This is a genomic window from Brumimicrobium oceani (assembly GCF_003143775.1).
Taxonomy (GTDB): Bacteria; Bacteroidota; Bacteroidia; order Flavobacteriales_D; family Crocinitomicaceae; genus Brumimicrobium; species Brumimicrobium oceani.
Window position 1 is genome coordinate 172,952 of record NZ_QFRJ01000007.1, and the last position, 23,777, is coordinate 196,728.

The 23,777-nt window shown below is 34.5% G+C and carries 23 protein-coding genes; 15 read left to right on the plus strand and 8 right to left on the minus strand.

Annotated elements, in window-relative coordinates; genetic code table 11:
- The first annotated feature begins 62 nt into the window (after window positions 1-62).
- From lysS to DIT68_RS10425, 6 genes are all read left to right on the plus strand, one after another.
- Complete coding sequence (lysS, locus tag DIT68_RS10400) at window positions 63-1,778, plus strand: lysine--tRNA ligase (RefSeq protein ID WP_109359741.1); 1,716 nt, start codon at window positions 63-65, stop codon at window positions 1,776-1,778.
- Between the two features lie 81 nt (window positions 1,779-1,859).
- Window positions 1,860-2,201, plus strand: coding sequence for a hypothetical protein (locus DIT68_RS10405; RefSeq protein WP_109359742.1), 342 nt, complete (start codon window positions 1,860-1,862; stop codon window positions 2,199-2,201).
- Between the two features lie 156 nt (window positions 2,202-2,357).
- The gene (locus DIT68_RS10410; RefSeq protein ID WP_146194186.1) at window positions 2,358-2,747 is read left to right on the plus strand and encodes a hypothetical protein; all 390 of its coding nucleotides are present in this window, start codon (window positions 2,358-2,360) and stop codon (window positions 2,745-2,747) included.
- A 520-nt stretch (window positions 2,748-3,267) separates the two neighbouring features.
- Window positions 3,268-5,385 (plus strand): methionine--tRNA ligase, encoded by a 2,118-nt coding sequence (gene metG / locus DIT68_RS10415; protein WP_255411170.1) that lies wholly within the window; start codon window positions 3,268-3,270, stop codon window positions 5,383-5,385.
- Between the two features lie 3 nt (window positions 5,386-5,388).
- Window positions 5,389-5,646: a T9SS type A sorting domain-containing protein gene (locus DIT68_RS10420; RefSeq protein ID WP_109359745.1), complete on the plus strand. Its 258-nt coding sequence runs from the start codon at window positions 5,389-5,391 to the stop codon at window positions 5,644-5,646.
- A 115-nt stretch (window positions 5,647-5,761) separates the two neighbouring features.
- On the plus strand, window positions 5,762-7,435 hold the full coding sequence (locus DIT68_RS10425) for a T9SS type A sorting domain-containing protein (protein ID WP_109359746.1): 1,674 nt from the start codon (window positions 5,762-5,764) through the stop codon (window positions 7,433-7,435).
- Window positions 7,436-7,600: 165 nt separating this feature from the next.
- On the opposite strand, the gene DIT68_RS10430 is transcribed toward DIT68_RS10425, so the two are convergent.
- From DIT68_RS10430 to DIT68_RS10445, 4 genes are read right to left on the minus strand one after another with little or no spacing between them, the layout of a single operon-like run.
- Window positions 7,601-8,512: a Ppx/GppA phosphatase family protein gene (locus tag DIT68_RS10430; protein ID WP_109359747.1), complete on the minus strand. Its 912-nt coding sequence runs from the start codon at window positions 8,510-8,512 to the stop codon at window positions 7,601-7,603.
- A 3-nt stretch (window positions 8,513-8,515) separates the two neighbouring features.
- The gene (locus DIT68_RS10435; RefSeq protein WP_109359748.1) at window positions 8,516-9,826 is read right to left on the minus strand and encodes an ABC transporter permease; all 1,311 of its coding nucleotides are present in this window, start codon (window positions 9,824-9,826) and stop codon (window positions 8,516-8,518) included.
- Window positions 9,819-10,748, minus strand: a complete 930-nt coding sequence (locus tag DIT68_RS10440; protein ID WP_109359749.1) for an ABC transporter ATP-binding protein — start codon at window positions 10,746-10,748, stop codon at window positions 9,819-9,821. Before DIT68_RS10440 ends, DIT68_RS10435 begins: the two co-directional genes overlap by 8 nt.
- A 39-nt stretch (window positions 10,749-10,787) precedes the next feature.
- The gene (locus DIT68_RS10445; RefSeq protein WP_109359750.1) at window positions 10,788-11,438 is read right to left on the minus strand and encodes a Crp/Fnr family transcriptional regulator; all 651 of its coding nucleotides are present in this window, start codon (window positions 11,436-11,438) and stop codon (window positions 10,788-10,790) included.
- Between the two features lie 120 nt (window positions 11,439-11,558).
- Between DIT68_RS10445 and fbp the strand changes: the two genes are divergently transcribed.
- The gene (fbp, locus tag DIT68_RS10450; RefSeq protein ID WP_199223415.1) at window positions 11,559-12,575 is read left to right on the plus strand and encodes a class 1 fructose-bisphosphatase; all 1,017 of its coding nucleotides are present in this window, start codon (window positions 11,559-11,561) and stop codon (window positions 12,573-12,575) included.
- 160 nt (window positions 12,576-12,735) lie between these two features.
- Here the strand turns inward: fbp and DIT68_RS10455 are convergent, their stop codons facing one another.
- Both DIT68_RS10455 and DIT68_RS10460 read right to left on the minus strand, forming a co-directional pair.
- The gene (locus DIT68_RS10455) at window positions 12,736-13,191 is read right to left on the minus strand and encodes a DUF3368 domain-containing protein (protein ID WP_109359751.1); all 456 of its coding nucleotides are present in this window, start codon (window positions 13,189-13,191) and stop codon (window positions 12,736-12,738) included.
- Entirely contained in the window at window positions 13,184-13,411 is a 228-nt protein-coding gene (locus DIT68_RS10460) for a UPF0175 family protein (RefSeq protein WP_109359752.1), read from the minus strand. Before DIT68_RS10460 ends, DIT68_RS10455 begins: the two co-directional genes overlap by 8 nt.
- Before the next feature lie 140 nt (window positions 13,412-13,551).
- Between DIT68_RS10460 and DIT68_RS10465 the strand changes: the two genes are divergently transcribed.
- From DIT68_RS10465 to DIT68_RS10485, 5 genes are all read left to right on the plus strand, one after another.
- Window positions 13,552-13,908 (plus strand): arsenate reductase family protein, encoded by a 357-nt coding sequence (locus tag DIT68_RS10465; RefSeq protein WP_109359753.1) that lies wholly within the window; start codon window positions 13,552-13,554, stop codon window positions 13,906-13,908.
- 6 nt (window positions 13,909-13,914) lie between these two features.
- Window positions 13,915-14,853, plus strand: coding sequence for a DMT family transporter (locus tag DIT68_RS10470; protein ID WP_109359754.1), 939 nt, complete (start codon window positions 13,915-13,917; stop codon window positions 14,851-14,853).
- 587 nt (window positions 14,854-15,440) lie between these two features.
- Entirely contained in the window at window positions 15,441-16,655 is a 1,215-nt protein-coding gene (locus DIT68_RS10475) for an ATP-binding protein (protein ID WP_109359755.1), read from the plus strand.
- Window positions 16,656-16,744: 89 nt separating this feature from the next.
- Window positions 16,745-17,710, plus strand: coding sequence for a hypothetical protein (locus DIT68_RS10480; RefSeq protein ID WP_146194187.1), 966 nt, complete (start codon window positions 16,745-16,747; stop codon window positions 17,708-17,710).
- Window positions 17,711-17,906: 196 nt separating this feature from the next.
- A complete protein-coding gene (locus tag DIT68_RS10485; protein WP_109359757.1) occupies window positions 17,907-18,389 on the plus strand; it encodes a hypothetical protein in 483 nt (160 codons plus the stop codon).
- Between the two features lie 17 nt (window positions 18,390-18,406).
- On the opposite strand, the gene DIT68_RS10490 is transcribed toward DIT68_RS10485, so the two are convergent.
- Together DIT68_RS10490 and DIT68_RS10495 are read right to left on the minus strand one after the other, a co-directional pair.
- Window positions 18,407-19,111 (minus strand): LytR/AlgR family response regulator transcription factor, encoded by a 705-nt coding sequence (locus DIT68_RS10490; RefSeq protein ID WP_109359758.1) that lies wholly within the window; start codon window positions 19,109-19,111, stop codon window positions 18,407-18,409.
- Entirely contained in the window at window positions 19,108-20,139 is a 1,032-nt protein-coding gene (locus tag DIT68_RS10495; protein ID WP_109359759.1) for a sensor histidine kinase, read from the minus strand. The genes DIT68_RS10490 and DIT68_RS10495 overlap by 4 nt, the downstream gene beginning before the upstream one ends.
- Before the next feature lie 226 nt (window positions 20,140-20,365).
- On the opposite strand from DIT68_RS10495, the gene DIT68_RS10500 reads away from it, so the two are divergent.
- The 3 genes from DIT68_RS10500 to DIT68_RS10510 form a co-directional block, all read left to right on the plus strand.
- Entirely contained in the window at window positions 20,366-20,776 is a 411-nt protein-coding gene (locus DIT68_RS10500; protein ID WP_109359760.1) for a DoxX family protein, read from the plus strand.
- Window positions 20,773-23,151, plus strand: a complete 2,379-nt coding sequence (locus DIT68_RS10505) for a TonB-dependent receptor domain-containing protein (RefSeq protein WP_109359761.1) — start codon at window positions 20,773-20,775, stop codon at window positions 23,149-23,151. Before DIT68_RS10500 ends, DIT68_RS10505 begins: the two co-directional genes overlap by 4 nt.
- Before the next feature lie 361 nt (window positions 23,152-23,512).
- Window positions 23,513-23,777 (plus strand): hypothetical protein (locus DIT68_RS10510; RefSeq protein ID WP_146194188.1); only part of this gene is annotated, 265 nt, incomplete at its 3' end.

Here is a 23,777-nt window from a genome sequence, read left to right on the forward strand (position 1 = left end):
TCCAAATCCGATTCTATAAAATTAGAATACGGAAGAATTTTAAAACGGTTAAATAAACAGTTATGAGCAATTTAGAATTGTCTGATCAAGAAATTCAACGTAGAGAAACGTTGACCAAATTACGTGAGCATGGAATCGATCCGTACCCAGCAGCTTTATATCCCGTGCAGGATAAGGCCAAACAGATCAAGGATAATTTTGAAGAAGATAAACAGGTTGTGATTGCTGGACGTTTAATGCGTCGTAAAATTCAGGGAAAAGCTTCTTTCGGAGATCTACAAGACGATACAGGTAGGATTCAAGTGTACTTTAATCGGGATGAAATTTGTCCAGGTGAAGACAAATCAATGTACAATGATGTGTTCAAAAAGCTTTTAGATTTAGGTGATTTCATCGGAATTAAAGGAACAGTTTTTAAAACACAAGTAGGTGAAATTTCTGTAAAAGTTGAGGAATTTACGATGTTGTCTAAAGCTTTGCGTCCTTTGCCTTTGCCGAAAACAGATGCAGAAGGGAAAGTACATGATGCTTTCACAGATCCCGAAATGCGCTACCGTCAACGTTATGTTGATTTGGTGGTTAATCCACAGGTGAAAGACGTTTTTGTTAAACGCAGTAAATTATTCTCTGCAATGAGAAATTACTTCAACGCAGCGGGATATATGGAGGTGGAAACACCCGTTTTGCAACCCATTCCTGGTGGGGCAGCAGCGCGTCCTTTCGTAACGCATCACAATGCTTTGGACATTCCTTTGTATATGCGAATTGCCAACGAATTATACCTTAAAAGATTAATCGTTGGTGGATTTGATGGGGTTTATGAATTCTCAAAAAACTTCAGAAATGAAGGAATGGATAGAACACATAACCCAGAGTTTACAGCAATGGAGATTTATGTAGCCTACAAAGACTATAACTGGATGATGGAGTTCACCGAAAACTTGTTAGAGCATTGTGCTATGAAGGTAAACGGTGCTACCACAACAACTTTTGCAGGAAAAGAAATCGACTTCAAAGCACCTTATGCCCGCGTTACCATGCGTCAATCAATTATAGATTTTACGGGATTCGACATCAAAGGAAAGTCGGAAGATGAACTGCGAACTGCTGCTAAAGACATGGGAATCGAAGTGGATGACACCATGGGGAAAGGAAAATTGATTGATGAAATATTTGGTGAAAAATGTGAAGGAAACTACATACAGCCAACATTTATCATTGACTACCCTAAAGAAATGTCACCATTATGTAAGTCGCACAGAGATGATCCGGAATTAACAGAGCGTTTTGAATTGATGGTGTGTGGAAAGGAAATTGCCAATGCTTATTCTGAATTAAACGACCCAATTGACCAAAGAGAACGCTTTGAAGAACAAGTTCGCTTGGCACAAAAAGGAGACGACGAAGCCACGGAATTAATTGATCAAGATTTCTTACGTGCATTGGAATACGGAATGCCACCAACTTCTGGTTTAGGAATTGGAATGGATCGTTTAATTATGTATTTAACAGATAATGAAGCGATACAAGAAGTGCTTTTCTTCCCACAAATGAAACCAGAGAATTTCGGAGCGAAGAAAGGACCTGAATTGAATGAAAATGAACAATTGATTTTTGACTTATTGGCCAAAGAACAATCGATGGAGTTGAATTCATTGAAAGAAAAAACAGGATTGAGCAACAAACAATGGGACAAAGGCGTGAAAGGATTAGCAAAACACGGTTTAACTAAAGTGACAAAAGCGGATGATGTTTTGACAATTGAAATTGTTGGATAAAACGCCCGAATTTTAAAATAAGATCAGAAAAGGGCGGATTTCAATTGAATTTCGCCCTTTTTTTAAAATAAAAGTACAATTATGATAAAACTGAAATTAATATTTTCCATCACTTTACTCGCTCTATTTACTTTGAGCAGTTGTTCAAATGGAATGGAATCTGCGGAAGGTGAGGCAATAGAAACTAGTTCGAACCACGGCGATATTGTTGCAGATGCTAAAAGATTGGTAGAACTACAATGTCAGGTGAAGAACTTAATAGGTGAAGCCAAAAACGGAGATGCTAGCGCATTAATGAAAAGCGAAAAAATTAATGGTGAGGCAGAGAAAGTTTCAAGAGAATTAAAAGAAAAATATCCATCAAAAGCGGATCAAGAAAAATTTGCTGAAGCGTATGAGCAAGCATTGGGTGAATGTGAATAGCCAAGGTGCTTTTTTTATGCAGCTGATGATAGGCTTGATTTAGGATTTAATAAGATGGAATTCAGAAAAATATTTCGATTTTTAAATCCTTTTCACTCAATAATTAGTATTTTCACCTGAAATCATCTGATAACTATCGGATTAAACCAGAATCGTATGAAAACTAGCCTAACAATTTTATTGATTTTTCTTTCTCATTTAGGATTTTGTCAATCTGTGGCCTACAAACAAATAAACGTGATTGAGGTGGACGAAAAAACAAATGAAGTCCTCAACGAATACAATACAGGTTACTACATGGAATTTATTGTAGGGGACAGTTTAGTTGAATATCAATTGCTAGATCATGTGGGAGGAATTATTGAGAAAATTGATTACAAAATTCTGACTAAGGAGACCATAGATGAGGTGAGCGTCATAAATATGAAATACAAGGATGAATTGTATGAACTGTTGATACCTGAGGATAAAAAGGAGAAAATATCACTGAATGGGAACGGCATAACCAAAATTATCTACGGAAAATCTCAGAAGATTAAAAAGTAAAGAAAGCTTGATTTTTCAGGCTTTCAACGTTTTGATAATGAGGTTTTTGTCGTTTAAACAACGGATTTCTTTCTGTGGGTTTTAGTCCTTTTTTGAATGCACTACATTCTAAATTACTTATCGTTAGATTACACTTTATAGTGTCTGGACGGAAACACATCAAAATTAAAAACATTTCTTTTTGCGATAGTTCCCTCTATTTTTAATCGCCTGATACTATGGCATCACCTCATAAAAATAAATTCAACTCTCATCAAAAATAATCTATTTTATAAAATTCGTCTGTTTCCGACCAACCACTATATAGCAATTGAATTTAGGGCATCCAGAGCTTATGTGATTTCTGTTTGAAGCATATTGAAAGTGCAGCTCAAACTTTAAAATTTGTCTCGCTTCAAGACCGCGGCTATTTTAGACCAACAATAGCAAAACCTCTCCACTCCATTTCAGTCTAGAATTTTCAGTGCATAAATACGCAATTAACTGGGATGAGGTCTTCACTGTTCATAATTGATTCCCTATCTTTGCACATAGAAAAATTGAATCGATGGAGAAAAAGCAATATACCGTTACCGCAGCATTACCTTATGCAAATGGGCCTTTACATCTTGGACACGTGGCAGGAGTTTATTTACCTGCTGATATTTTTGTGCGTTTCTTGCGACATAAAGAACACGATGTTGCTTTTATTAGTGGAAGTGATGAACATGGAGCTGCAATTACTTTACGTGCGAAAAAGGAAGGAATTACTCCTCAAGAAATCGTGGATAAATACCATAGGATAATTGGAGATGCTTTCAATAAATTCGACATTCAATTCGATATTTTTGACCGTACTACGACAGAGACACATAAGAAAACAGCACAAGATTTCTTTAAAGTGCTGAACGATAAAGGTGCATTTACTCAGAAAACTACTGAACAGTATTTTGATGAGGAACATGAGCAGTTTTTGGCGGATAGATATATTTTTGGAGAATGTCCAAAGTGTGGACATGCTGATGCTTACGGAGATCAATGTGAAAAATGTGGTAGCGCATTAAGTCCAACAGATTTGATTAACCCAGTTTCTACTTTAAGTGGAAAAACGCCAATTCTAAAAGAAACATCGCACTGGTTTTTGCCAATGGAGCGCCACGAAGATTGGTTAAGAGAATGGGTGAAAGAAGGGAAATTAGACGGTGTTGAACAACATGATCCTAAGAAATGGAGAAATCAGGTGAACGGACAATGTTTGTCTTGGATTGATGGAGGATTACACCCTCGTGCCATGACCAGAGATTTAGATTGGGGAATTCCTGTTCCCGTGGAAGGAGCCGATGGAAAAGTACTTTACGTATGGTTAGATGCGCCAATTGGCTATATATCTGCAACCAAAGACTGGGCGAAAGCCAACAATAAAGATTGGAAAGATTACTGGACAGGCGACCGTAAATTGGTACACTTTATAGGAAAAGACAACATTGTTTTCCATGCAATCATTTTCCCGATTTTACTGAAAGAGCACGGCGAATTTATATTGCCAGATAATGTTCCAGCATCAGAATTTTTGAACTTAGAAGGAGCTAAATTCTCTACTTCAAGAAATTGGGCGGTTTGGTTACACGAATATTTAGAAAGACATCCGGATAAAGTGGATGAATTAAAATATACTTTGACTTCAATTGCACCAGAAAGCAAAGACAGTGAATTTACTTGGTTGGACTTCCAATCGCGTGTAAATAATGAATTAGCGGATGTGCTTGGAAACTTCGTGAACCGTGCTTTAGTTTTGAATAACAAATACTACGATGGAGCTGTTCCAGCATTGGGCGAATTAACAGCAGAAGATCAAAAAGTAATTGATGCAATTAAGGAGATTCCAGCGAAAGTAGAAGAATTACTTTACAACTATAAAATTAGAGAAGCCCAAAGTGAAGTAATGGGCTTGGCAAGAATTGGAAACCGTTATTTAGCGGAAACTGAGCCATGGAAAGTTGTGAAAACTGATCCAAAACGTGTGGAAACGATCATGCACATTGCGTTGCAGATTACAGCCAACTTAGCGATATTATTTGATCCATTTATTCCAGCTACTTCAGCGAAAATTAGAAACTTCCTGAACATGGAAACTTTTAATTGGTCACAAGCAGGTTCAATTGATTTATTACCAGTTGGAACAATCACAAACAAACCATCAATTCTATTCCAAAAGATAGATGATGAATTTGTGGAAAACGAAAAAGCAATTTTAATCGCTTCACAAAAAGAAAACGAATCTGAAAAGGAAACAGAAGTTGAGGAAGTAGAAAAACCTACAGCACCACAAAAAGAAGACATCGTTTTTGATGATTTCTTAAAAATGGACATTCGCGTAGGAAAAATTCTTTCTGCCAAAAAAGTAAAGAAAGCCGATAAATTATTGGAATTGCTTGTTGATACTGGACTTGACCAAAGAACAATTGTTTCTGGAATTGCAGAACAATTCGAAATTGATGAAATCGTTGGGAAAAAAGTTTCTGTTTTAATGAATTTACCTCCAAGAAAATTACGTGGAGTAGTTTCTAATGGAATGATTTTGATGGCAGAAGATAAGAAAGGGAACTTGAATTTTATTGCACCGCGTGAGGATATGGAAGTCGGAGCTGAAATACGATGATTTTTGTTTAGAAATTCCATTACCTGCGTTGCAATTGTTTTGGAAAGCAGTTCTATCGGCAAGCTCAGGACAACGCTTGTTACTGAAAATTCGAATTTAAAAATTGGGTTAGCTCATAATTATTTAGGGGAATTGATTATTGGAAAGAATGGTCAGTCTAACAATCAAATAAATGTTGAGCAGTTGAATAAAGGGATTTATGTGATACGCATGGCTGGAAAAAGCGGAAGTTATTTTACAGGAAAGTTTGTTAAAGAATAGGTGGGTTTTTAACGGGTTTCTTCGTAAGAGGTTGATTGTATGGGGTTTTACCTGTATTTTGTTGGTTAACTGATATAGTAGTTATAAATTAGCCTAAATTAAAAAATCTATTGCTATGAAAAACCTACTGTTCTTATTCGTCTTATTTGCTTTTTATGGTGATGTCTTTATTTGCTTTTATTCAAACGCTCAAAATCCAGTAAGTCTTGATAGCACATTTGGAGTTAGTGGTAAAACGGTAACTACTATCAACCCAGATGGTCATATTAGGAATAAGTTACATACTCTACGACAAACGGATGGTAAGTTTGTTGGGGCTTCAACTTTTGGGGGATATCCCGTTCTTACACGCTATGATGTAAATGGTAATTTAGATTCTACTTGGGGGTTAAATGGTATTTCAGAGGTCTACGATACAATAGATAACAATCTTATTTTTGGTATAACAGAGTTAGATAATGGCCAAATATTACTTGCTGGAGTAAGGGACTACAATATTGGAAATGGAGAACCAGATAACTACGTAATAAAATTTAAGACTGATGGTTCGGTAGACTCCACTTTTGGTGTAAATGGTATTGTTCATCATACACAATTAAATCCTGGCAACTTTTCATTAAGATCATTTATGGTAATGGATAGCAGTATTTACCTCACAGGAACAATAGTTAATCCACAAGCACATGGAGTTATTTCTTTTGACTTACAAACAGGAAATCTCAATTCAGGATTTGGAACCAATGGCTTTATGCAAATAAACCTGAACGGGTATTTTGGTGGTAATTTTCATTGTGAATTGTACAATAATAAAATACGTGCATATTTTAGTACACGCTTTTATCAATTAACGTCAGATTTCGAAGTGGATACTAGCAGCACTTTTGGTAATAATGGTTTCATAGAACTGCCATGTGGTCTTGGAATTGCTGCAAATACTGGCTTTGCTCATGGCCCCGATGGCTTTAGCTCAATTATTCACAGAAGGACAGAACTGCTAAATGATGGTTCTTTTTTAGTAGCAGGAATTGGATACAGTTGTCCAGCGATGAACAAAAAAGGCATGGTTGTAAAGTATTCATCTGATGGAAGTATAGATTCAAGCTTTGCAAATAACGGTTCCTTTGTTGTTGATTTTAGAAGAGACTCATCGGAAAGTAACTATATTAACTCTGTGAAGATGATTGACGACAATTATTTTCTTGTAAGCGGAGGTGTTTATCAGAATACATTTGAACCAAGTACCGGAAAGGTTTCTAAAAGATTTGCCTTGGCATTGTTTGATGACAATGGAAACCCCGTAAGTTCGTTTGGTAATTTGGGCCATGTTTATAGAGAAAGTTATTTTCATTCCTCAGACAGTTTAGATTGGTTAGCGAATAGTTTCATTCAACAGGACGGAAAGGTGGTCTTAATGGGTTTTACGCCTCATTATGACCCTTATGATTTCCAAACGAATGGAACAGGATTTGGAGCAATTGACAACATAAGCATTAATCTAAGCCGTTACACCATCCAAGGAATTAGCGAAGGAGGTGGTGTTGGTGTAAACCAAGAAACCAAAAATAATTTCACCATTTACCCCAATCCTACAAATTCAATTCTGAATATTCAGTCAGATAAGGTAATTCAAAAAGTTTCCATTTATAATTATTTAGGAGAATTGGTCATTCAAGAAAATGGTCAAGCGATAAATCAAATAAATGTTGAGCAGTTGAATAAAGGCATTTATGTGATTCGCATGACTGGAAAAGAGGGGAATGTTTTTAATGGAAAGTTTGTGAAGGAGTAGAGGGGGATAAGTTTGCTAACTACCAAGAGGTACGTTAAACAAATGAAGTAAACATTTTGAAAAAACGTAAAGACACCTTTCTTCCACTTCTTTTTCTCTGCGTATCTCCGCCCCTCATGCTTAACACATTCAGCAAGCTCAGTGCAGCGCTCTGCGTCATTCTTTTCATTTTTTCTTGAAAGCAGTAGCAATAATTCCTTCTTTTAATCCAGATGGAGAGAAATAACAAGATGTAGCGCCAATTTGGTCTAGAATCCACTTGGTTTTGAAAGCCGCAATGTTAATCATCTCTTTGCGGTAATCTATGATCCAAAAGTTTTCATCTCGCTCTGCTCTTGTGGAATAAATGAGCTCATTCAAAACTTGATTTAATTCTTTCATAGGTAGCAAATGAGTTGTGTTTCTGTCATAAGTTGAAGTTTTGAAAATCAAATTATAGAAAGTTTCAAAACTCCCCGCAGCACCAATTAAACAGTCGGCAGAAAGTCCTTCGAAATAGCTTTTAGATTGAAAGTCTAAGAATACTTTAATGCGCTTAAGATCTTCGTTTGTCAGTGGATCTGAAAGATCAAATAATTGAGTGATTCTCGAAATCCCTATATTAAAACTATTTTGTTCCTCTACAGTGCTTCCTTTTGTTGTGGTAAACTCTGTGCTTCCGCCTCCAATATCCATAATACAAGAAGAAGATTCTACAAAAGGATGAATATTATTTACGCCTTCATAAACCAGTTCAGCTTCTTGATTTCCATTGATTAATTCAATTTTCAGGCCGTGTAATTCTTCAATTCTATCAAGAAACTCTTTCGCGTTTTTAGCATCACGAAGTGCAGAAGTTCCAAATCCTCGAATTCTGTCAGGATAAACATCATACATGCGACAAGTTTCAACAAAATGATCAATTGAAAAATAGGCGCGCTCCATTGCTTCTGGAGTAATAATGTTCGAATTTATTCCACCTTCACCCAAATTCACGAAAGACTTGTCGGTGATTAAGATTTCCATGTTGCCTTCTATGACTTCGAAAACGATAAGTCCAAAGGTGTTTGTTCCTAAATCAATGACGGCTCCTCTCATAAGTTATTTTTTAGTCCATTTGATTAGCATTCTTAGTTTTAGTCTGTGGTTAAAGCGAAGAATTCCGTTTTTGTAAATTCGACCAGCAATCATCAACATGAAAATTGCCGAAATAAAAAGAACGATCAATGACAAAAACAGTTGCCAAGTACTTCCGTCTTCAAATCCATTCGACAGATTAACCATCATCACCATTGGAGAAGTAAAAGGAATGAATCCGAGCCATGAGCTCAAAGTGGTAGAGGGATAATAAACTACGTAATACCCAGACAAAACAGAAACGAATAAAAGCAATGTTAATGGAATTATAAATTGTTGTCCGTCAGATTCTGAACCCATTGAAGCGCCAATCATAGCGAAAAATGAACCGTAAAATAAGTAGCCACCAATAAAGAATAAAGCGAAGAAAACCAACATGTTCAAATATTGGATTTGTTTGTAAATTAACTCTACAAAAGGACTTTGGTTGGATAGTTCTTGACTGAAATCTGTTTTTGATACTTCATCGGCTACAAAACCTGGACTAAACATATCAGGAAATAATGTTAATCGAAATAAATATAATCCTGTCCCGATTATGATTACCCAAGCGGTAAATTGCACCAAGGCCGAAAAACCAACACCTAAAACTTTTCCTGTGAGCAACTGCCTTGGGTTTACGCTTGACAATAAAACTTCAACTATTCTATTTGATTTTTCTCTAGATACACTTCTCAGAATTGTCATTCCAAACATGAAAACAAAGAGAATGATGAGTCCGCCAAAGCTAAAGCCAACCCAACTGGCTGTTGTAGATTTCTCGTTTTTAGGATCATAAACATCTTTTAAACTAAAGTTTAATGCTTGTTTTATTTCTCTGAATTTAGAGACAGATAAATCAGTAAATTGATCCACCATTATTTCTTCCATTCGGCGCTCAACTAAATACCGAATTTTACGCTGAATATTTTCTGGTGGCCGCTCTCTATAGGAAATGATTACATTTTTATTACTGACGATTTTCTCGTTAATCCAAACTGAAATGTCATAGCTTTGATATTTTTCTTGGTAGGCAAATTCGTCATAATCTACAAATGTATTAATGAAGTCAAATTGCAGGTTTTTTGGTGGATTTGAAGTCAATTTACTATCAAAAATCTCTTTTTTGTCCATTAAAAGGATTTTCCATTCCTTATTTGTGGATGTCGTTGTGGAAAGAAATAAATAGATTAATCCTAAAACGGCTAGCGGACCCAAGATCATCAGCCATTTAAAAGACCGATTTTGGAATCGCTCTGCAATTTCTCTTTTCGCTATTAAAATTACTTTATTCACTGACGATTTCGTTTTGAGCGTTAATAGATTTTACGAAAACATTTTCCATGCTGGGCAGCACTTCTTCAATTCCAGTGATGCTGATGTGATCAATTACGGTGTTGAGTAAGTCATTTATTTTGTTGCCCTGACGCATTTTTAAGTAAATGGTAAATGCATCATCGCCATGAATTTCCTTGTCAATTATTTCATATCCTGCCCAAAGCGCATTGGCAAAAGCAATCATATTGCCAACAAAAGAGATTTTGTAAATTCCTTCTTTAAATTGATGACGTAGCTCGTGCACCGTACCTTCCAAAACCTTATGTCCTTCATTAATCAAAATGGCTCGGTCACAGATTTCTTCTACATTATTCATGTTGTGTGTAGAAATGATTATCGATTTCCCCTGCTTTTTGAAATTCAGTAATTCTTTTCTTATCAATTCGATATTGATCGGGTCGAAACCACTAAATGGTTCGTCAAGAATAAGCACTTCAGGATCGTGCAGAACGGTGCAAATGAATTGAACTTTTTGCGCCATTCCTTTCGATAATTCTTCAATTCTTTTCTTTTTCCAAGCCTGAATTCCAAACCTCTTGAGCCAATATTCCATTTGGGTTTTGGCCTCGGTAGAAGACAACCCCCTCAGTTTTCCGAGGTAAATAATTTGTTTTTCAACCGACATAGATTGATACAAACCACGCTCTTCTGGGAGATAACCTATGTTGATTAAATGCTTTTCTTTAAGCAGCTTCCCATCATAAGTGACATGCCCTTTATCCGCTGAAATAATGTGATTAATAATTCGCATTAATGTTGTTTTACCCGCGCCATTTGGACCCAGTAATCCAAGGATTTCCCCTTTTTCCAGAGAAAATGAAATATCGTGTAAAATCGTTTGTCGATTAAAATACTTCGATATGTTTTCTACACTAATCATGAATCAATTACGAATTGTCAATTACGAATTATGTTTGCATTAATTATTAGTTGGCTCTAGTTCGAAAGCATTCAATAACTTGATTTGGTTTCGATACAATAAAAGTAGGTCGTCGTTTTCCAATTTCTTCAGCAGTCTTGAAATTACCACTCTTGAAGTCGCTAAATCTTTTGCAATTTCCTCGTGTGACAAGTTCAATAACTTCGATCCCGTATGTTTAGCTTTTTGTTGCAAATAGTATTTCAGTCTTTCATCTAGTTTTTGAAAAGCAACCTGATCAATAGTATTCAGCATTTCGTTGAAACGATCACGAATAGTTCCCATCACGAAGCTTTTCCAAGTCGAGTATTTCATCAACCATTCATCCATCACAGTAATAGGAACGGTTAGCATCACTACATCATCTTCTGCAACGGCTTTTATTTCGCTCGGAAATTGTTCCATACAACAAGTGAAAGTCATTGCGCAACTTTCTTTTGCATTGACATAATAGAGAAGAATTTCTCTTCCTTGATCATCCATTCGTGAGACTTTTACTGTACCAGAAGCAATAATGGGCATGCTTCTCACGATTTGACCATAATCTAAAATCACATCTCCAGCTTTTACTGAGACTTCCTTAGCGATACTTTCAAACTCTTCTAAAAGTTTTGGTTCGAAAGTATATTTAAATTTTTCAAGAATTTCCATGTCTCAAAAATAAACGAAATTTAGACATCTCTGACATCATTTCAAGACCCTTTTTACGAATATTCGTTGAGATGTCATTACAAATCACGATATTTGCAAAATAAATTAAAGATTATTGCGATGATTACCACACTGAATGATTTTATCTTAGACCGTCAAAAGGATTTTGCTTATGCAACTGGAGAGCTTACAAGCTTGTTGAATGATATAGCTGTTGCTTCAAAAATTGTAAATCGAGATGTAAATAGAGCGGGGCTTGTTGATATTTTGGGTGCTAAAGGCGAAACAAATGTTCAAGGAGAAGAGCAGCAAAAGTTGGATGTAATTGCAGACGAGGCTTTTATTAGGGCATTCAAAACTGGAGGTGAAGTGTGTGGTATTGCATCAGAAGAAAACGACGATTTCGTTGCTTTCGATGATGAAACAGCAATGAATGGTAAATATGTTGTGTTATTTGATCCATTAGATGGTTCTTCAAATATCGATGTAAACGTTTCAATTGGAACAATATTCTCAATTTATAGAAGAATATCAAAGCCAGGAACACCAGCTGTTTTAGAAGATTTCTTACAAAAAGGAGCTGATCAAGTTGCTGCAGGATATGTGTTATTCGGTTCTTCAACCATGTTGGTTTACTCAACAGGAAATGGAGTGAATGGATTTACATTAGATCCTTCAATAGGAGAGTTCTGTTTGTCGCATCCAGATATTAAATCTCCTGAAACAGGAAGGATTTACTCAATCAACGAAGGAAATCTTGACCGCTGTGATCCAGGATTAAAAGAATATGCAGAATATTGTCGTGAAGATGATCCATCAACAGGAAGGCCTTATTCAGGAAGATATATTGGTTCGTTGGTAGCCGATTTCCACCGTAATTTATTGAAAGGAGGGATTTATGTTTACCCAACAACAAACAATTGTCCAGAAGGTCGATTGAGACTGCTTTATGAATGTAATCCATTGGCATTTATCGCTGAACAAGCAGGAGGAATCGCAACAGACGGTCACCAAAGAATTTTGGATATTGAGCCTAAAGAATTACACGAAAGATGTGGTTATTATGTGGGTTCTACAACGATGGTGGAAAAGGCGATGAGTATGTTGAAGCATAAGGAGGCTTTTATTAATGTTTAATTATTAACGGCGTATTGAATGTTGTTGGTGGCTTCTGTTCTTGTCGAAAAAGCTTCAACTTATCTCAGTAAAATCACCGATGTTGATTCATGGTTGAATGATGTAAAAGCGGAAGGAACGGTTAAAATATTAAAGTGTTAATTTGGTCTCGAATAATATCTTATTCGTTATTTAGTTTCAAAATTTCTTCGATGATATTGTCGGCTATTCGAAAATCCGTCAGCAACAATTTATCAATCAAAGGTTTTACCTCGGTGATATGCGACATTTGCTTTGCCTTGTGGATGACTCCCAATGTTCCAGTGATTTTAAACTTTAATTGAGTTGCTAATTTTCGAGCTTTTAAGTCGTCCAGTAATAATAATACATCTTTATATTCAGCGGCCAATGCAATTGCACTAGCTTCGCCATAATCAAGCTGAGTTTCAAGAAAGTCTTGGTATTTTTTATCTCCAACTGATTGAATTTTTATCCAGCTCGGTAGATGATCTCCAAACTCTTCTGCAATTTCAGGTGTGGTAATCAGTTCCCCATATACTTTTTGCAAAAGACTAAAATGATTAATCTTATGGAAAAGTATCAATGTGCTAGTATCTGAGATAACAACTTTAGGCATTTTCTATGTCTGAATGTAAGTCAGAAATTGATTTACTGAAAACCGAAACTCCATGTTTTCCTAACATCTCAATAAAAGCTCTTTTAGATAATCCAACAATTTGAGCTGCTTGTCCCGCCGAAAGTTTTGCATCCTCATACAATTTTGCAGCAATTATCATTGAAAAATCGTAATCTTCCAAATCAATATTGTCCGGTATATTTAATTGAATTGTTCTCATAATAACATCTTTTATCAAAAATACAAAATCAAAATATCAATACTCAATATAATCTGTCTTAATATTTGATTGAAGGTGATTTTAGAATAGCTTTCATTCCATCATTTCCCTACCTTTGTCACTTCAAAAAGTAAATAATCATGAAAAAAATATATCATCTTTCTTCGTGTAACACAAACCAACGTATTCTAAAAGAATTGGAATTGGGTGATGATGTTGAATTACAAGACATCAAGAAAGAAAATATCGACGAAAAAACATTGGATTTCATCATGGAAAAAGTGGGTTCATACGAAGCTTTGTTTTCTAAAAGAGCGATGAAATACCGTTCGATGGGATTGAATGAAATGGAACTTTCTGAGGATGACTTCAAAAAATATATGTTAGAGGAATATACTTTCTTGAAAAGACCATTTATCATTTTTGACGATGAGGTTTTTATCGGAAATGCGAAGAAAACTGTTGAAGCAGCCAAAAAATCTTATCACGGGAGTTAATACCTTATGAATAAAGTAATCCTTGCGCATTTCGCGCTTTTCGCTCTTAACGCAATTTATGGTGCCAATCATTTATTAGCCAAAGGAGTTACCCCAGATTATTTAGGTCCCAATGGATTTATCTTGCTACGTGGTGGAATTACAACTGTACTTTTTCTGATTATCTTTTTTGGTTTTATTCGTGAAAAAGTAGACAAAAAGGATTTACCCCGCTTAGCCATTACTGGACTTTTTGGAGTCTGTTTGAATCAACTATTTTTCTTTAATGGATTAGCATTGACTTCTCCCATGAATGTTGGAATTATCATGACTTCAACTCCGATTTTAGTCGTTATTCTGTCCTATTTTATTCTCAAAGAAAAGATTACAAAACTCAAAGCACTTGGAGTCTTTGTTGGAGCGATAGGAGCAATTGCTTTAACTACAATTGGTCAAGAACCTGAGTTTGATTCTCCATTGGGAGATTTATATATTTTCATAAATGCGCTTTCTTTTGGGTTGTATTTGGTGTTGGTGAAACCGCTGATGAGCAAGTACAAACCTTTGACGGTAATTACCTACAACTTCATTTTTGGATTTATTTTCATCATGATGTATCCACCAGTTTGGACGGAAGTAGCTGTTGCAGAATTCAATATATTCCCGATAGATGTTTGGTTAAAAACTGCGTATATTATCATTGGAGCTACGTTTTTCACCTATTTGTTAAACACTTTTGCCCTAAAACACGTTACCCCGAGTGTCAGCGGAAGTTACATTTATACCCAACCTGTTTTAGTAATGTTCTTTACATTTTTATTCGCCTATATTGGTTGGACAGAAAACTTTATAGGAGCAATAAGTTTAGAAAAGATTCTCTTTATGCTGATGATTTTTGCTGGAGTTTTTATGATTTCGAGGTCGAGTTATCGAGAAAGGAAATTAAAAATGAAGAATGAAAAGTGAAAAATTGGTTCGGTGGGAAGTAGTAATCTGATGAAAGGTGCCTATCAATATTTTATAAAGTAATGAAATTATTTAAGATGTATTACCTAGCAAATGGTTTGCGCTGTAATGGAACGCTGATGACACGGATGCTTTGGGCTTACGCAGCAGAACTGCAAGCAACGCGGATGGTCACGGATTTCTTGCTTCATGAATCCTAAATATTCTCACATCTTGAGATATAATTATATATCATATTTAATAAAACCGTCTTTTTTAGGAAGTATTGAATTCCACAAAAAGTTTGGATTTAAAGAGGTCGAGACTTTTAAAGAAGCAGGTTTTAAGTTTGACAAATGATTGGATTTGCTGTTTCTACAGCTTTTGTTGAAATGGAAGTTAACCTTTATTGACGCAGAAAGACATTCTTAATCGCTGATGAAATATGAATTTAGTGTGATTTGTATGGTTGTAATCCATTTTTTAAGATAATTATTTATTTTTTTAGGGTTGTAACCATAAAAACTTATAATATTTATTTCTTTTTGTGGTTATGTATATATTTTTATCGTATTTTTATACTTTTAAATATATTAACTATTAACTTCATGATTTTAAGACCAATATACACGGCGTACATCAATGACTTTATCGACAAGCCACAGGTAAAAATTATTACTGGAATTAGAAGGTCAGGTAAGTCTACAGTCTTAAAATTGTTAAAGGAAGAGCTACTTGCAAGACAGGTTGAAGATGCACAAATTATCTACATCAATTTTGAAAGTTTTAATTTTTCTCAATTGTTTGATGCACTGAGTCTCTATAATTATATCCAAGAAAAAATCACATCCAAAAAACGATATTATTTACTCTTAGATGAAATTCAAGAGGTAGAAAGTTGGGAAAAGGCAATTAATTCTTTTTTAGTTGATTTTGATGTAGATGTTTATTTGACTGGTTCTAATTCGCATTTGCTTTCATCGGAATTGGCCACTTATTTGGCTGGAAGATATGTTGAAATTCCTATTTATACATTGTCGTTTAAAGAGTTTCTAACTTTTAGAACTCATTATTTTAATGAAAGTAAATCTGCAAAAGAGTCTTTCTTGCAGTACTTGCGCTACGGTGGATTTCCAGTTATTCACACGATGGATTATACACGTGAATCAGCATATAAAGTGGTGTATGATATTTATTCCTCTGTTATTTTACGTGACACCATCCAACGCTATAAAATCCGTGATGTCGAATTATTAGAGCGGGTTATAAAATTTGCTTTTGACAATATTGGGAATACTTTTTCAGGAAAAAATGTAGCAGATTATTTTAAAAGTCAACAGCGTAAAATGGACATCAATACGGTTTACAATTACCTCAATGCATTGGAGGGAGCATTTATTCTTCACCGCGTTTCACGTTACGATATTAATGGAAAAGAAATTCTAAAAACCCAAGAGAAATTCTTTGTGAGTGATGTTTCATTGATATATGCTACAATGGGATACAAAGACCAGATGATTTCAGGAATATTGGAAAATATTGTGTTTTTGGAATTGAAAAGAAGAGGATATAAAGTTTATGTGGGAAAACTAGCCCAAACAGAAATCGATTTTGTCGCTGAGAAACAAGGAGAAAAAATTTATGTGCAAGTTTGTTATAAGTTGGAAAATGAACAAACTGTAGAACGAGAATTTGGAAACTTATTAGCAATCAAAGACCAATATCCTAAATATGTTGTGTCAATGGATGATTTCTGGGAAGAATCTGTGGAGGGAGTTAAGCATTTGCATGTGAGTGATTTTTTGAGCATGGATTGGGGTTAATTATTTGGGGTTTGAGGCTTTTTTGCTTTGATAATTTTGTTAAGTTTGAGTAGAAATATGTAGATAATTAAAATCAAAAACATATGAAAATGATTAAATCACTTTTACTCCTGTCCATTTTTATTTTTTGTGCCCAGTCTCAAGCTATCACGCAGTCAGAAAAGAGTAATTATATTGATTATTACAACTTCGTAAATGAGGCCGAATACAATTTTTACGAAATGGACTATCCTAAATCGGTTGATTTGTTTGAAAAAGCATTTAAAATTGTTGACATTCGAAAACCTGATCACCATTATAATTATTGCAGAGCTTTGTGGGAGGTGGATAAAACAAAGAAATCAATAAAAGAGTTAAATAAATCAGCTTATTCAAATTACTTTTTGGCCGATACTACCTATTTCGAAGGGATGACTTTAGATACTCGAAATAGAATTGTAAAAATCATGGAAGAGAATGAGAAAGAAGTGATGCTAAACTGGAAACATACCGATTTTATAGATTCATTGACTTATCATGATCAAAGAATTAGAAAGTTGATTTCAGACTCAATTCAACCTTATTATTCATTACGTGAGAATGATACTTTGTTAGAGTATCACTATAAACTTATGAGAGCGCAAGATATTAAAAATGGAATTGCGCTAATTGAATATTCTAAAAAGCACGGTTTTCCGGCTGGTGTAAATGGGGCTTGGGATCAATCCATTTCCAGAGTAGTTTTACATTTAGGTCGTGATTGGATAATTGAGAATTACTATTATCTTATGGGTGAATTGAAAAAAGGAAACATCGAGCCTGTTGCGTTGACCAGGGCAATTGACCGCTATTTTGTTAATGAGACAAGTTGCAATGAGATTGTCAGTCCATACAATAGTTATTTTGGTAAAAATTTTAATGATCCCTTTTTGTTATTTATGAATTGTAAATCAATGGGGTTATCACCTTATTATGGGTATAATTGGCGATTATATCCGAAAGGATGGCGCCCATATCCAACAGAACAAGATGAAATCTATCGTGCAAATAAAGAGATATATAACACCACATTTTGAATTTATATGACTACGACTTATGAGCCTACTGAGTGTTTTATGCTTTTACAGTTGACGATTTAAGAATTTAAATTTTGAAAGATTTGTATTTAGAAACAACTTGGATTTGAAAATAAATGATTAATTTCAGTAGAGAGTATATGAATTGGAAAAGCATAGAGGTTTGTGTAAAATCATTAATTTCAATTTAAAACAAATGAAGAAAATTTTATCAGTTATTCTATTCGCAACCTTTTTGATGACTAATGTCAATGCGCAAAAGGAGATTTCCATTCCAGGGGAATTAAATAACAATTCTATATATGTTAATGCAGGTTATTTATTCGTTTATGCAACCCTAAATGTGAATTATGAGCGTATAATAAAACAGCATATATGGAATAAAAATATTTCGTCTTTTGGAAGAGTTGGAGTTGGGGTTTTCGAAAACTGGGGTGGTGATGGAGGTTATACAATGGTTCAAATAGGACTGCTAACAGGTGAGAATAATCATCACCTTGAAATAAGTGCTGGCTTTAGTTTAGATGTTCCAAGGATTGGCTGGAGTGATGAACCTTTAGGTCATCCTTTTGCAGGAAATATTGGTTGGAGATTTCAAAAACCGGACAAAAATTTAATTATTAGGTCAGGATTTGGTGTTCCAGAAGGAATTTATTTTGGAATAGGTGTTTCTTTTTAATTTCAAATCTCACACAGTTAATTCACAAACCCCTCCAAAAATCCATTTTTATAAGCCCTTCCAATTGGAATCACCTTCTTATTCTCCAGGAAAATTTGATTTCCTGAAACCTTTATTACTTTTTCTGTATTGACGATGTAAGATTTGTGGACTCTGCTGAATTGTTGTGTTGGTAGAGATTGTTCCCAAAAACGTAGCGTCTCTGATGAAAGGTGTTTGTTGTTTTCTAAATGAATTTCTGTGTAATCGGCGTCAGACATAATATAAACGATGTCGTCTATTTTAACACGAATATGATCAAATCCACTTTTAATGAAAATATCTTTTTTATTGTTTTCAGGGTCTTCATTTGGTGTTGAATTTGAGTCTTCGTTGTCGCTTAAATTAACTTTCGAAACAGCTTGAACAAATCGTTGAAAGGAGAAAGGTTTGAGGAGATAATCTACGACATTTAATTCATATCCTTCCAATGCAAATTCGGAAAATGCTGTGGTGAAAATCACTTGTGGTGGATTGTTTAATGACTTTAAAAAGTCAATTCCCGATAATTTTGGAAGGTGAATATCCAAGAACATTAAATCAATTTCATTGGATTTTAGAAACTCAATCGCTTCTAAAGCATTGGTGAAAACGGCTTCTAATTGCAGTGATTCAAAGTCTAAAATGTATTTTTTTAGAATTCGCTGTGCTGGTAATTGATCTTCAATGATTATGCACTTCATTTTGAGGTCGTTTTATTTAAATCAATCGTTAAATCAACTAAAAAACACTCATTATCAATTGTTTCAATTTTCAAATCATGGGCATTTGGATAAAGCAATTCTAACCTTTTTTGAACATTCTCTAATCCGATTCCGCCATCTAAACTAATAATATTACTTTGATTTCGATAGGTGTTCTTGCATTTGAATTTCAATGTTCCGTTCTCCAACTCTTCCAATACAATATCAATTTCTATCTTATCACTTTGACTTGAAGAGCTGTGTTTAAATGCATTTTCAATGAAAACAATCAAAATTAACGGAGCGATGCATTTTGTATTCGAAATGTTATTCGTTTTAAAAGTTACTTTTCCTCTGTCTTCGATTTGGAGTTCACTCAAACTGATGTAGCTTTTTATCTGCTTAATTTCATTTTCTAATGAAACAAAGTCGGCTTTGCAATCATAAAGCATGTACCTCAAAACAGCTGATAATTCCAAGATTATTTCAGGAGTTTTTGGTGACTGTTCAACCGCATAAGCATATAAATTATTCAAGTTATTGAAAAGGAAATGCGGATTGATTTGAGATTTTAAAAATTGTAATTCACTTTCTTTGGCAGAGCTTTTTAGTTCCTCCATTTTCTTCCGGTTCGTAAGTGCATCCCAAGCAAATTTGAAACCTACCAACACTGTTAATGTGGGCATCGTTCCCATTAAATTATGGAAGATTCCTAGGAATTTTCTTCCACGTGTATCTGGGTAGTAAATTTGTTCTAAAACCGCTTCTTCTATGAAAATAATGATCCCAATTAACACCAAAGAATAGAGTATAAATCCGATGTGCTTGCCTTTGTAAAGATACTTTGGAAGCAAAACATAATTGATAATTAGTGCGGGAATCGCATAGTTGAGATAAAAATAGATTTTGAATAATTCAATTTCCGGATGACGCCTGTCGAATGCAAAAAAGACGAAGACAATAACATTCAAAACAATTTGAAAAATTATCTCTTTTAGGCTTATCTTTTTAAATCCTGACTTAATCATGAGGGTAAAAATAAGAAATTGAAAGTTTAGTTGATTGGATTTTAGGTAAACGACGTTTTCTAAACCTCAAACGACAGATTTTTGTCTTTCCACGAAATAGAACAATTTTATTATCACTACATTTTGACTTTCACAGGTTTCGATATGTCGTTTATCGAGTTTGATTTTTTATCTCGTTTTTAAATCCTTTGATTTGTGGAGATTTAAGAATTCAAAAAGTAAAATTATGTTTAAAAACAACACACAATTAAAAGACATTGGATTATTAATTTTGAGAGTTTCTCTAGGTTTGGGAATGCTTTTAGGACATGGTTTATCGAAATGGTCTAAACTAATCGAAGGGGGAGAAATTCAATTTGCAGATCCTTTTGGTGTTGGAATGACCGCTTCTCTTGTGCTCGCTGTTTTTGCTGAAGTATTCTGTTCAGCCTTACTTGTGTTTGGGTTATTAACCCGTTTAACTTTAATTCCCTTGATTGTTACCATGGCAGTAGCTGTTTTCTATATTCATTTTTCTGAAGGCTTCGCAGGGTTTGAAAGAGCATTTCTATACTTGATGGGATACATTACATTGTTTGTTGCTGGACCTGGAAAATACGCAGTGGATTCATTGGTTAATTTAAAATTTAAAAAATGAGAAATTTAATAAAATATACAGCATTACTTGTCTTCACTTTGATGTTTGTTGGAGTTTCTATTTCCCAAGAAAAGGAAATAACTATTTCAGGAACATTAATCGAAAAAGCTACAAGTCAGCCCATTCCTTATGCCACAATTGTGGTGAAAGATTTAGATACTTCGAATGTATTTGTAGGAACGACAACCAGTGACAAAGGAGAGTTCAGTTTAACGACCAAAGAAAAAGATTTTCTCGTTGAAATTAGCTTTATGGGTTATTCAACACAAGTAATTTCAGATTTCAAAATTGAAAATGCTTTGCTTGATTTAGGAACAATAGAACTTGAATCTGAAAGTCAAAATTTGGAAGAAGTGGAGATTAGAGGTGAAGTTTCTAAAACTGTTTTTAAGCTAGATAAACGTGTTTTCAACGTTGGAAAAGATTTGAGCAGTACTGGAATGAGCGGACTTGAAGTGTTGAATAATGTTCCTTCCGTAAATGTAGGAATTGATGGCGATATTACTTTGAGAGGTGGAGCCGGAGTTCAAATTTTAATTAATGGAAAACCTTCTGTTTTAGCCGATGAATCGAGCAATGCTTTGGGAACAATTACCGCTGATATGATAGAAAGTGTTGAGGTAATTACAAATGCCTCTGCCAAATATGAAGCTTCTGGAACTGCCGGAATTTTGAATATTATCTTGAAAAAAGAGGAGAAAAAAGGATGGAACGGTTCAATTACTGCTAATACGGGATATCCATATAGTCATAGCGTTGGTTTGAGTTTAAATAGAAGAACAGAAAAGTTTAATTTGTTTACTCAAATGGGCGGTGGATATCGTTCCATGCCTAGGATTTCCGAAACACGTAATTTTAATAAAGTAACAGGTGAAACCATCTCAAGCGAAGGTGAAAACTTCCGAAATGAAACATTTTTTAATATTACACTGGGAACGGATTATCACATCAACGACTATAATGTGCTGACTTTATCTGGGAATTTTGCTTATGAAATTGAAGACCAGCCATCGGAAACTAATTTCAAATATTTAGATGCAAATGGAGATTTAATTTCAAGCTGGACAAGGAATGAAGTTACGGATGCGATAAATCCAAAATGGCAATATGATTTGAATTATAGGAAACAATTCAAGAATAATAAAGACCACACACTTCAAGTTTCAGGATTGGGAAGCTTCTTTGGGAAAGATCAATCTTCTCAATTTACTTCTAGAACAATTTCAGGATTAGAAGAAAATAGAGATCAAAAAACAGCAACAAATTTCAATAAAGTTGACTATACGTTTAAAGCGGATTATATGAATCCAATTTCTAAAGAGTTTTCACTTGAAGCGGGATCGCAATATGAGATTAACAATGTTGGAAATGATTTTAAAGTAGAAGATTATACGAATGGTGAATACGTAATTGATCAAAGTCAGACCAACGATTTCGAATATATTCAGAAAGTGTTAGGAGTTTACACTACAGGAGCTTACGAAAAAGATAAATGGGGAGTAAAAGCAGGTTTAAGGGTGGAGAACACTGAATTAAATACTTTTTTAGTGAATACAAACGAAGAGAATAATCGAAATTTCACTGACTTCTTTCCGACCTTACATACTTCTTATAAAGTATCGGATAAAATATCATTTCAAGCCGGTTATTCAGGAAGAATTTACAGACCTCGTTTATGGGATTTGAATCCATTCTTTAACATAAGTAACAACTTTAATGTTCGTGCAGGAAATCCAAACTTACAGTCAGAATACACAGATTCTTATGAATTGACGAGTATTTATAGAATTGGAAAAGCATCTTTTAGCTCTAGTTTATATTACCAATACACAACAGATGTTATTGAGCGTGTTTCTACCATTGAAGACAACACCGTTTTCACGCGTCCTTACAATGTGGGTACAAATTCAAAGGTTGGTTTTGAAACAAATGGAAAATATATTCCAACAAAATGGCTAACGGTTAATGCCGATTTCAATTTCAATTTTTTCGATAGGAAAGGAGAGTTTGAAAATCAAAATTTCAATTTTTCTGGAAGTCAGTGGTCATTAAATCTTACTCCAAAGTTTAAGTTGCCGTATGACATCGATTTAGAATTAACAGGAAGATATCAATCAGGATATGAAACTGTGCAAGGAGAAGTTTCTGATTATGCAACTTTAGATTTCGGAATCAGAAAGAAAGTGCTCAAAGGAAAAATCATGTTGAATCTTTCTGTGAGAGATGTATTTGAATCTAGAATTAGAGAAAACTTCGTGAGTCAAGATACCTTTGATAATTACAGTTTTGGTCAAAGACAAAGACAAATTTCTTTTGGAATTAGTTATGGGTTTGGGAAAGGTGAAGCGATGAATTACACTGGTCGTCGACGATAATTTTTGTAAATAGAATAAGCACCATCTGCGTTGCTTGGTGTTTTGAAAGTAGTTCCTTTGACAAGCTCTGGACATCGCATTGACATTTGTCAACTCCTTGGATTCCAAAATCCGAAGCGCCTTGCTATTGGTCATCCTATTTCCAAAAGTAGGATTTTCAATTAGAATAAGGTTTTTCTGTATTATTGGATGTTTTGGAAGTAGTTGTCCCGATTTGTCGTCGGGACGCCTTGGATTTCAAAATTCGGAGCGCTTTGTTTTAGGTCGTCCTATTTCCAAAATAAAAAATGGGATTTGAGATTGTTGTTCTGCTTTCAGTAATTATTCTAACTTTATCATTAAGGTTGACAAACATCAATTGATGAGTAATAAGTTTAAAATAGGATACATTATTTTCATATTTACTTTATCAGCTCTTGTTGGCAGTCAGTTTTTTGTGAAAAATAAAATATTGAATGGACTCGACAATTTAAACTATGTAAAAGGGCAAATTGAGTATTATCAATCTAAACCAAGTCCAATAGATGAAACGGATGAGATCAGAAAGGTTTTACACATCAAATTAAAGAATTCAAGTAGAGTTTACAGAGATGGTTTTGCGTTATTGTCAGCCCTTGATAAAAACA

Excerpts from the sequence above, each read along its gene's own strand:
- DIT68_RS10490 (WP_109359758.1), bottom strand. The coding sequence starts at position 19,111 with ATGAAGTGCATAATCATTGAAGATCAATTACCAGCACAGCGAATTCTA.
- DIT68_RS10505 (WP_109359761.1), top strand. The coding sequence starts at position 20,773 with ATGAGAAATTTAATAAAATATACAGCATTACTTGTCTTCACTTTGATG.
- DIT68_RS10500 (WP_109359760.1), top strand. The coding sequence starts at position 20,366 with ATGTTTAAAAACAACACACAATTAAAAGACATTGGATTATTAATTTTG.
- DIT68_RS10475 (WP_109359755.1), top strand. The coding sequence starts at position 15,441 with ATGATTTTAAGACCAATATACACGGCGTACATCAATGACTTTATCGAC.
- DIT68_RS10430 (WP_109359747.1), bottom strand. The coding sequence starts at position 8,512 with ATGAGAGGAGCCGTCATTGATTTAGGAACAAACACCTTTGGACTTATC.
- DIT68_RS10440 (WP_109359749.1), bottom strand. The coding sequence starts at position 10,748 with ATGATTAGTGTAGAAAACATATCGAAGTATTTTAATCGACAAACGATT.
- lysS (WP_109359741.1), top strand. The coding sequence starts at position 63 with ATGAGCAATTTAGAATTGTCTGATCAAGAAATTCAACGTAGAGAAACG.
- DIT68_RS10405 (WP_109359742.1), top strand. The coding sequence starts at position 1,860 with ATGATAAAACTGAAATTAATATTTTCCATCACTTTACTCGCTCTATTT.
- DIT68_RS10465 (WP_109359753.1), top strand. The coding sequence starts at position 13,552 with ATGAAAAAAATATATCATCTTTCTTCGTGTAACACAAACCAACGTATT.
- DIT68_RS10410 (WP_146194186.1), top strand. The coding sequence starts at position 2,358 with ATGAAAACTAGCCTAACAATTTTATTGATTTTTCTTTCTCATTTAGGA.
- DIT68_RS10460 (WP_109359752.1), bottom strand. The coding sequence starts at position 13,411 with ATGAGAACAATTCAATTAAATATACCGGACAATATTGATTTGGAAGAT.
- DIT68_RS10455 (WP_109359751.1), bottom strand. The coding sequence starts at position 13,191 with ATGCCTAAAGTTGTTATCTCAGATACTAGCACATTGATACTTTTCCAT.
- DIT68_RS10480 (WP_146194187.1), top strand. The coding sequence starts at position 16,745 with ATGATTAAATCACTTTTACTCCTGTCCATTTTTATTTTTTGTGCCCAG.
- DIT68_RS10470 (WP_109359754.1), top strand. The coding sequence starts at position 13,915 with ATGAATAAAGTAATCCTTGCGCATTTCGCGCTTTTCGCTCTTAACGCA.
- DIT68_RS10495 (WP_109359759.1), bottom strand. The coding sequence starts at position 20,139 with ATGATTAAGTCAGGATTTAAAAAGATAAGCCTAAAAGAGATAATTTTT.
- DIT68_RS10485 (WP_109359757.1), top strand. The coding sequence starts at position 17,907 with ATGAAGAAAATTTTATCAGTTATTCTATTCGCAACCTTTTTGATGACT.
- DIT68_RS10425 (WP_109359746.1), top strand. The coding sequence starts at position 5,762 with ATGAAAAACCTACTGTTCTTATTCGTCTTATTTGCTTTTTATGGTGAT.
- fbp (WP_199223415.1), top strand. The coding sequence starts at position 11,559 with ATGATTACCACACTGAATGATTTTATCTTAGACCGTCAAAAGGATTTT.
- DIT68_RS10445 (WP_109359750.1), bottom strand. The coding sequence starts at position 11,438 with ATGGAAATTCTTGAAAAATTTAAATATACTTTCGAACCAAAACTTTTA.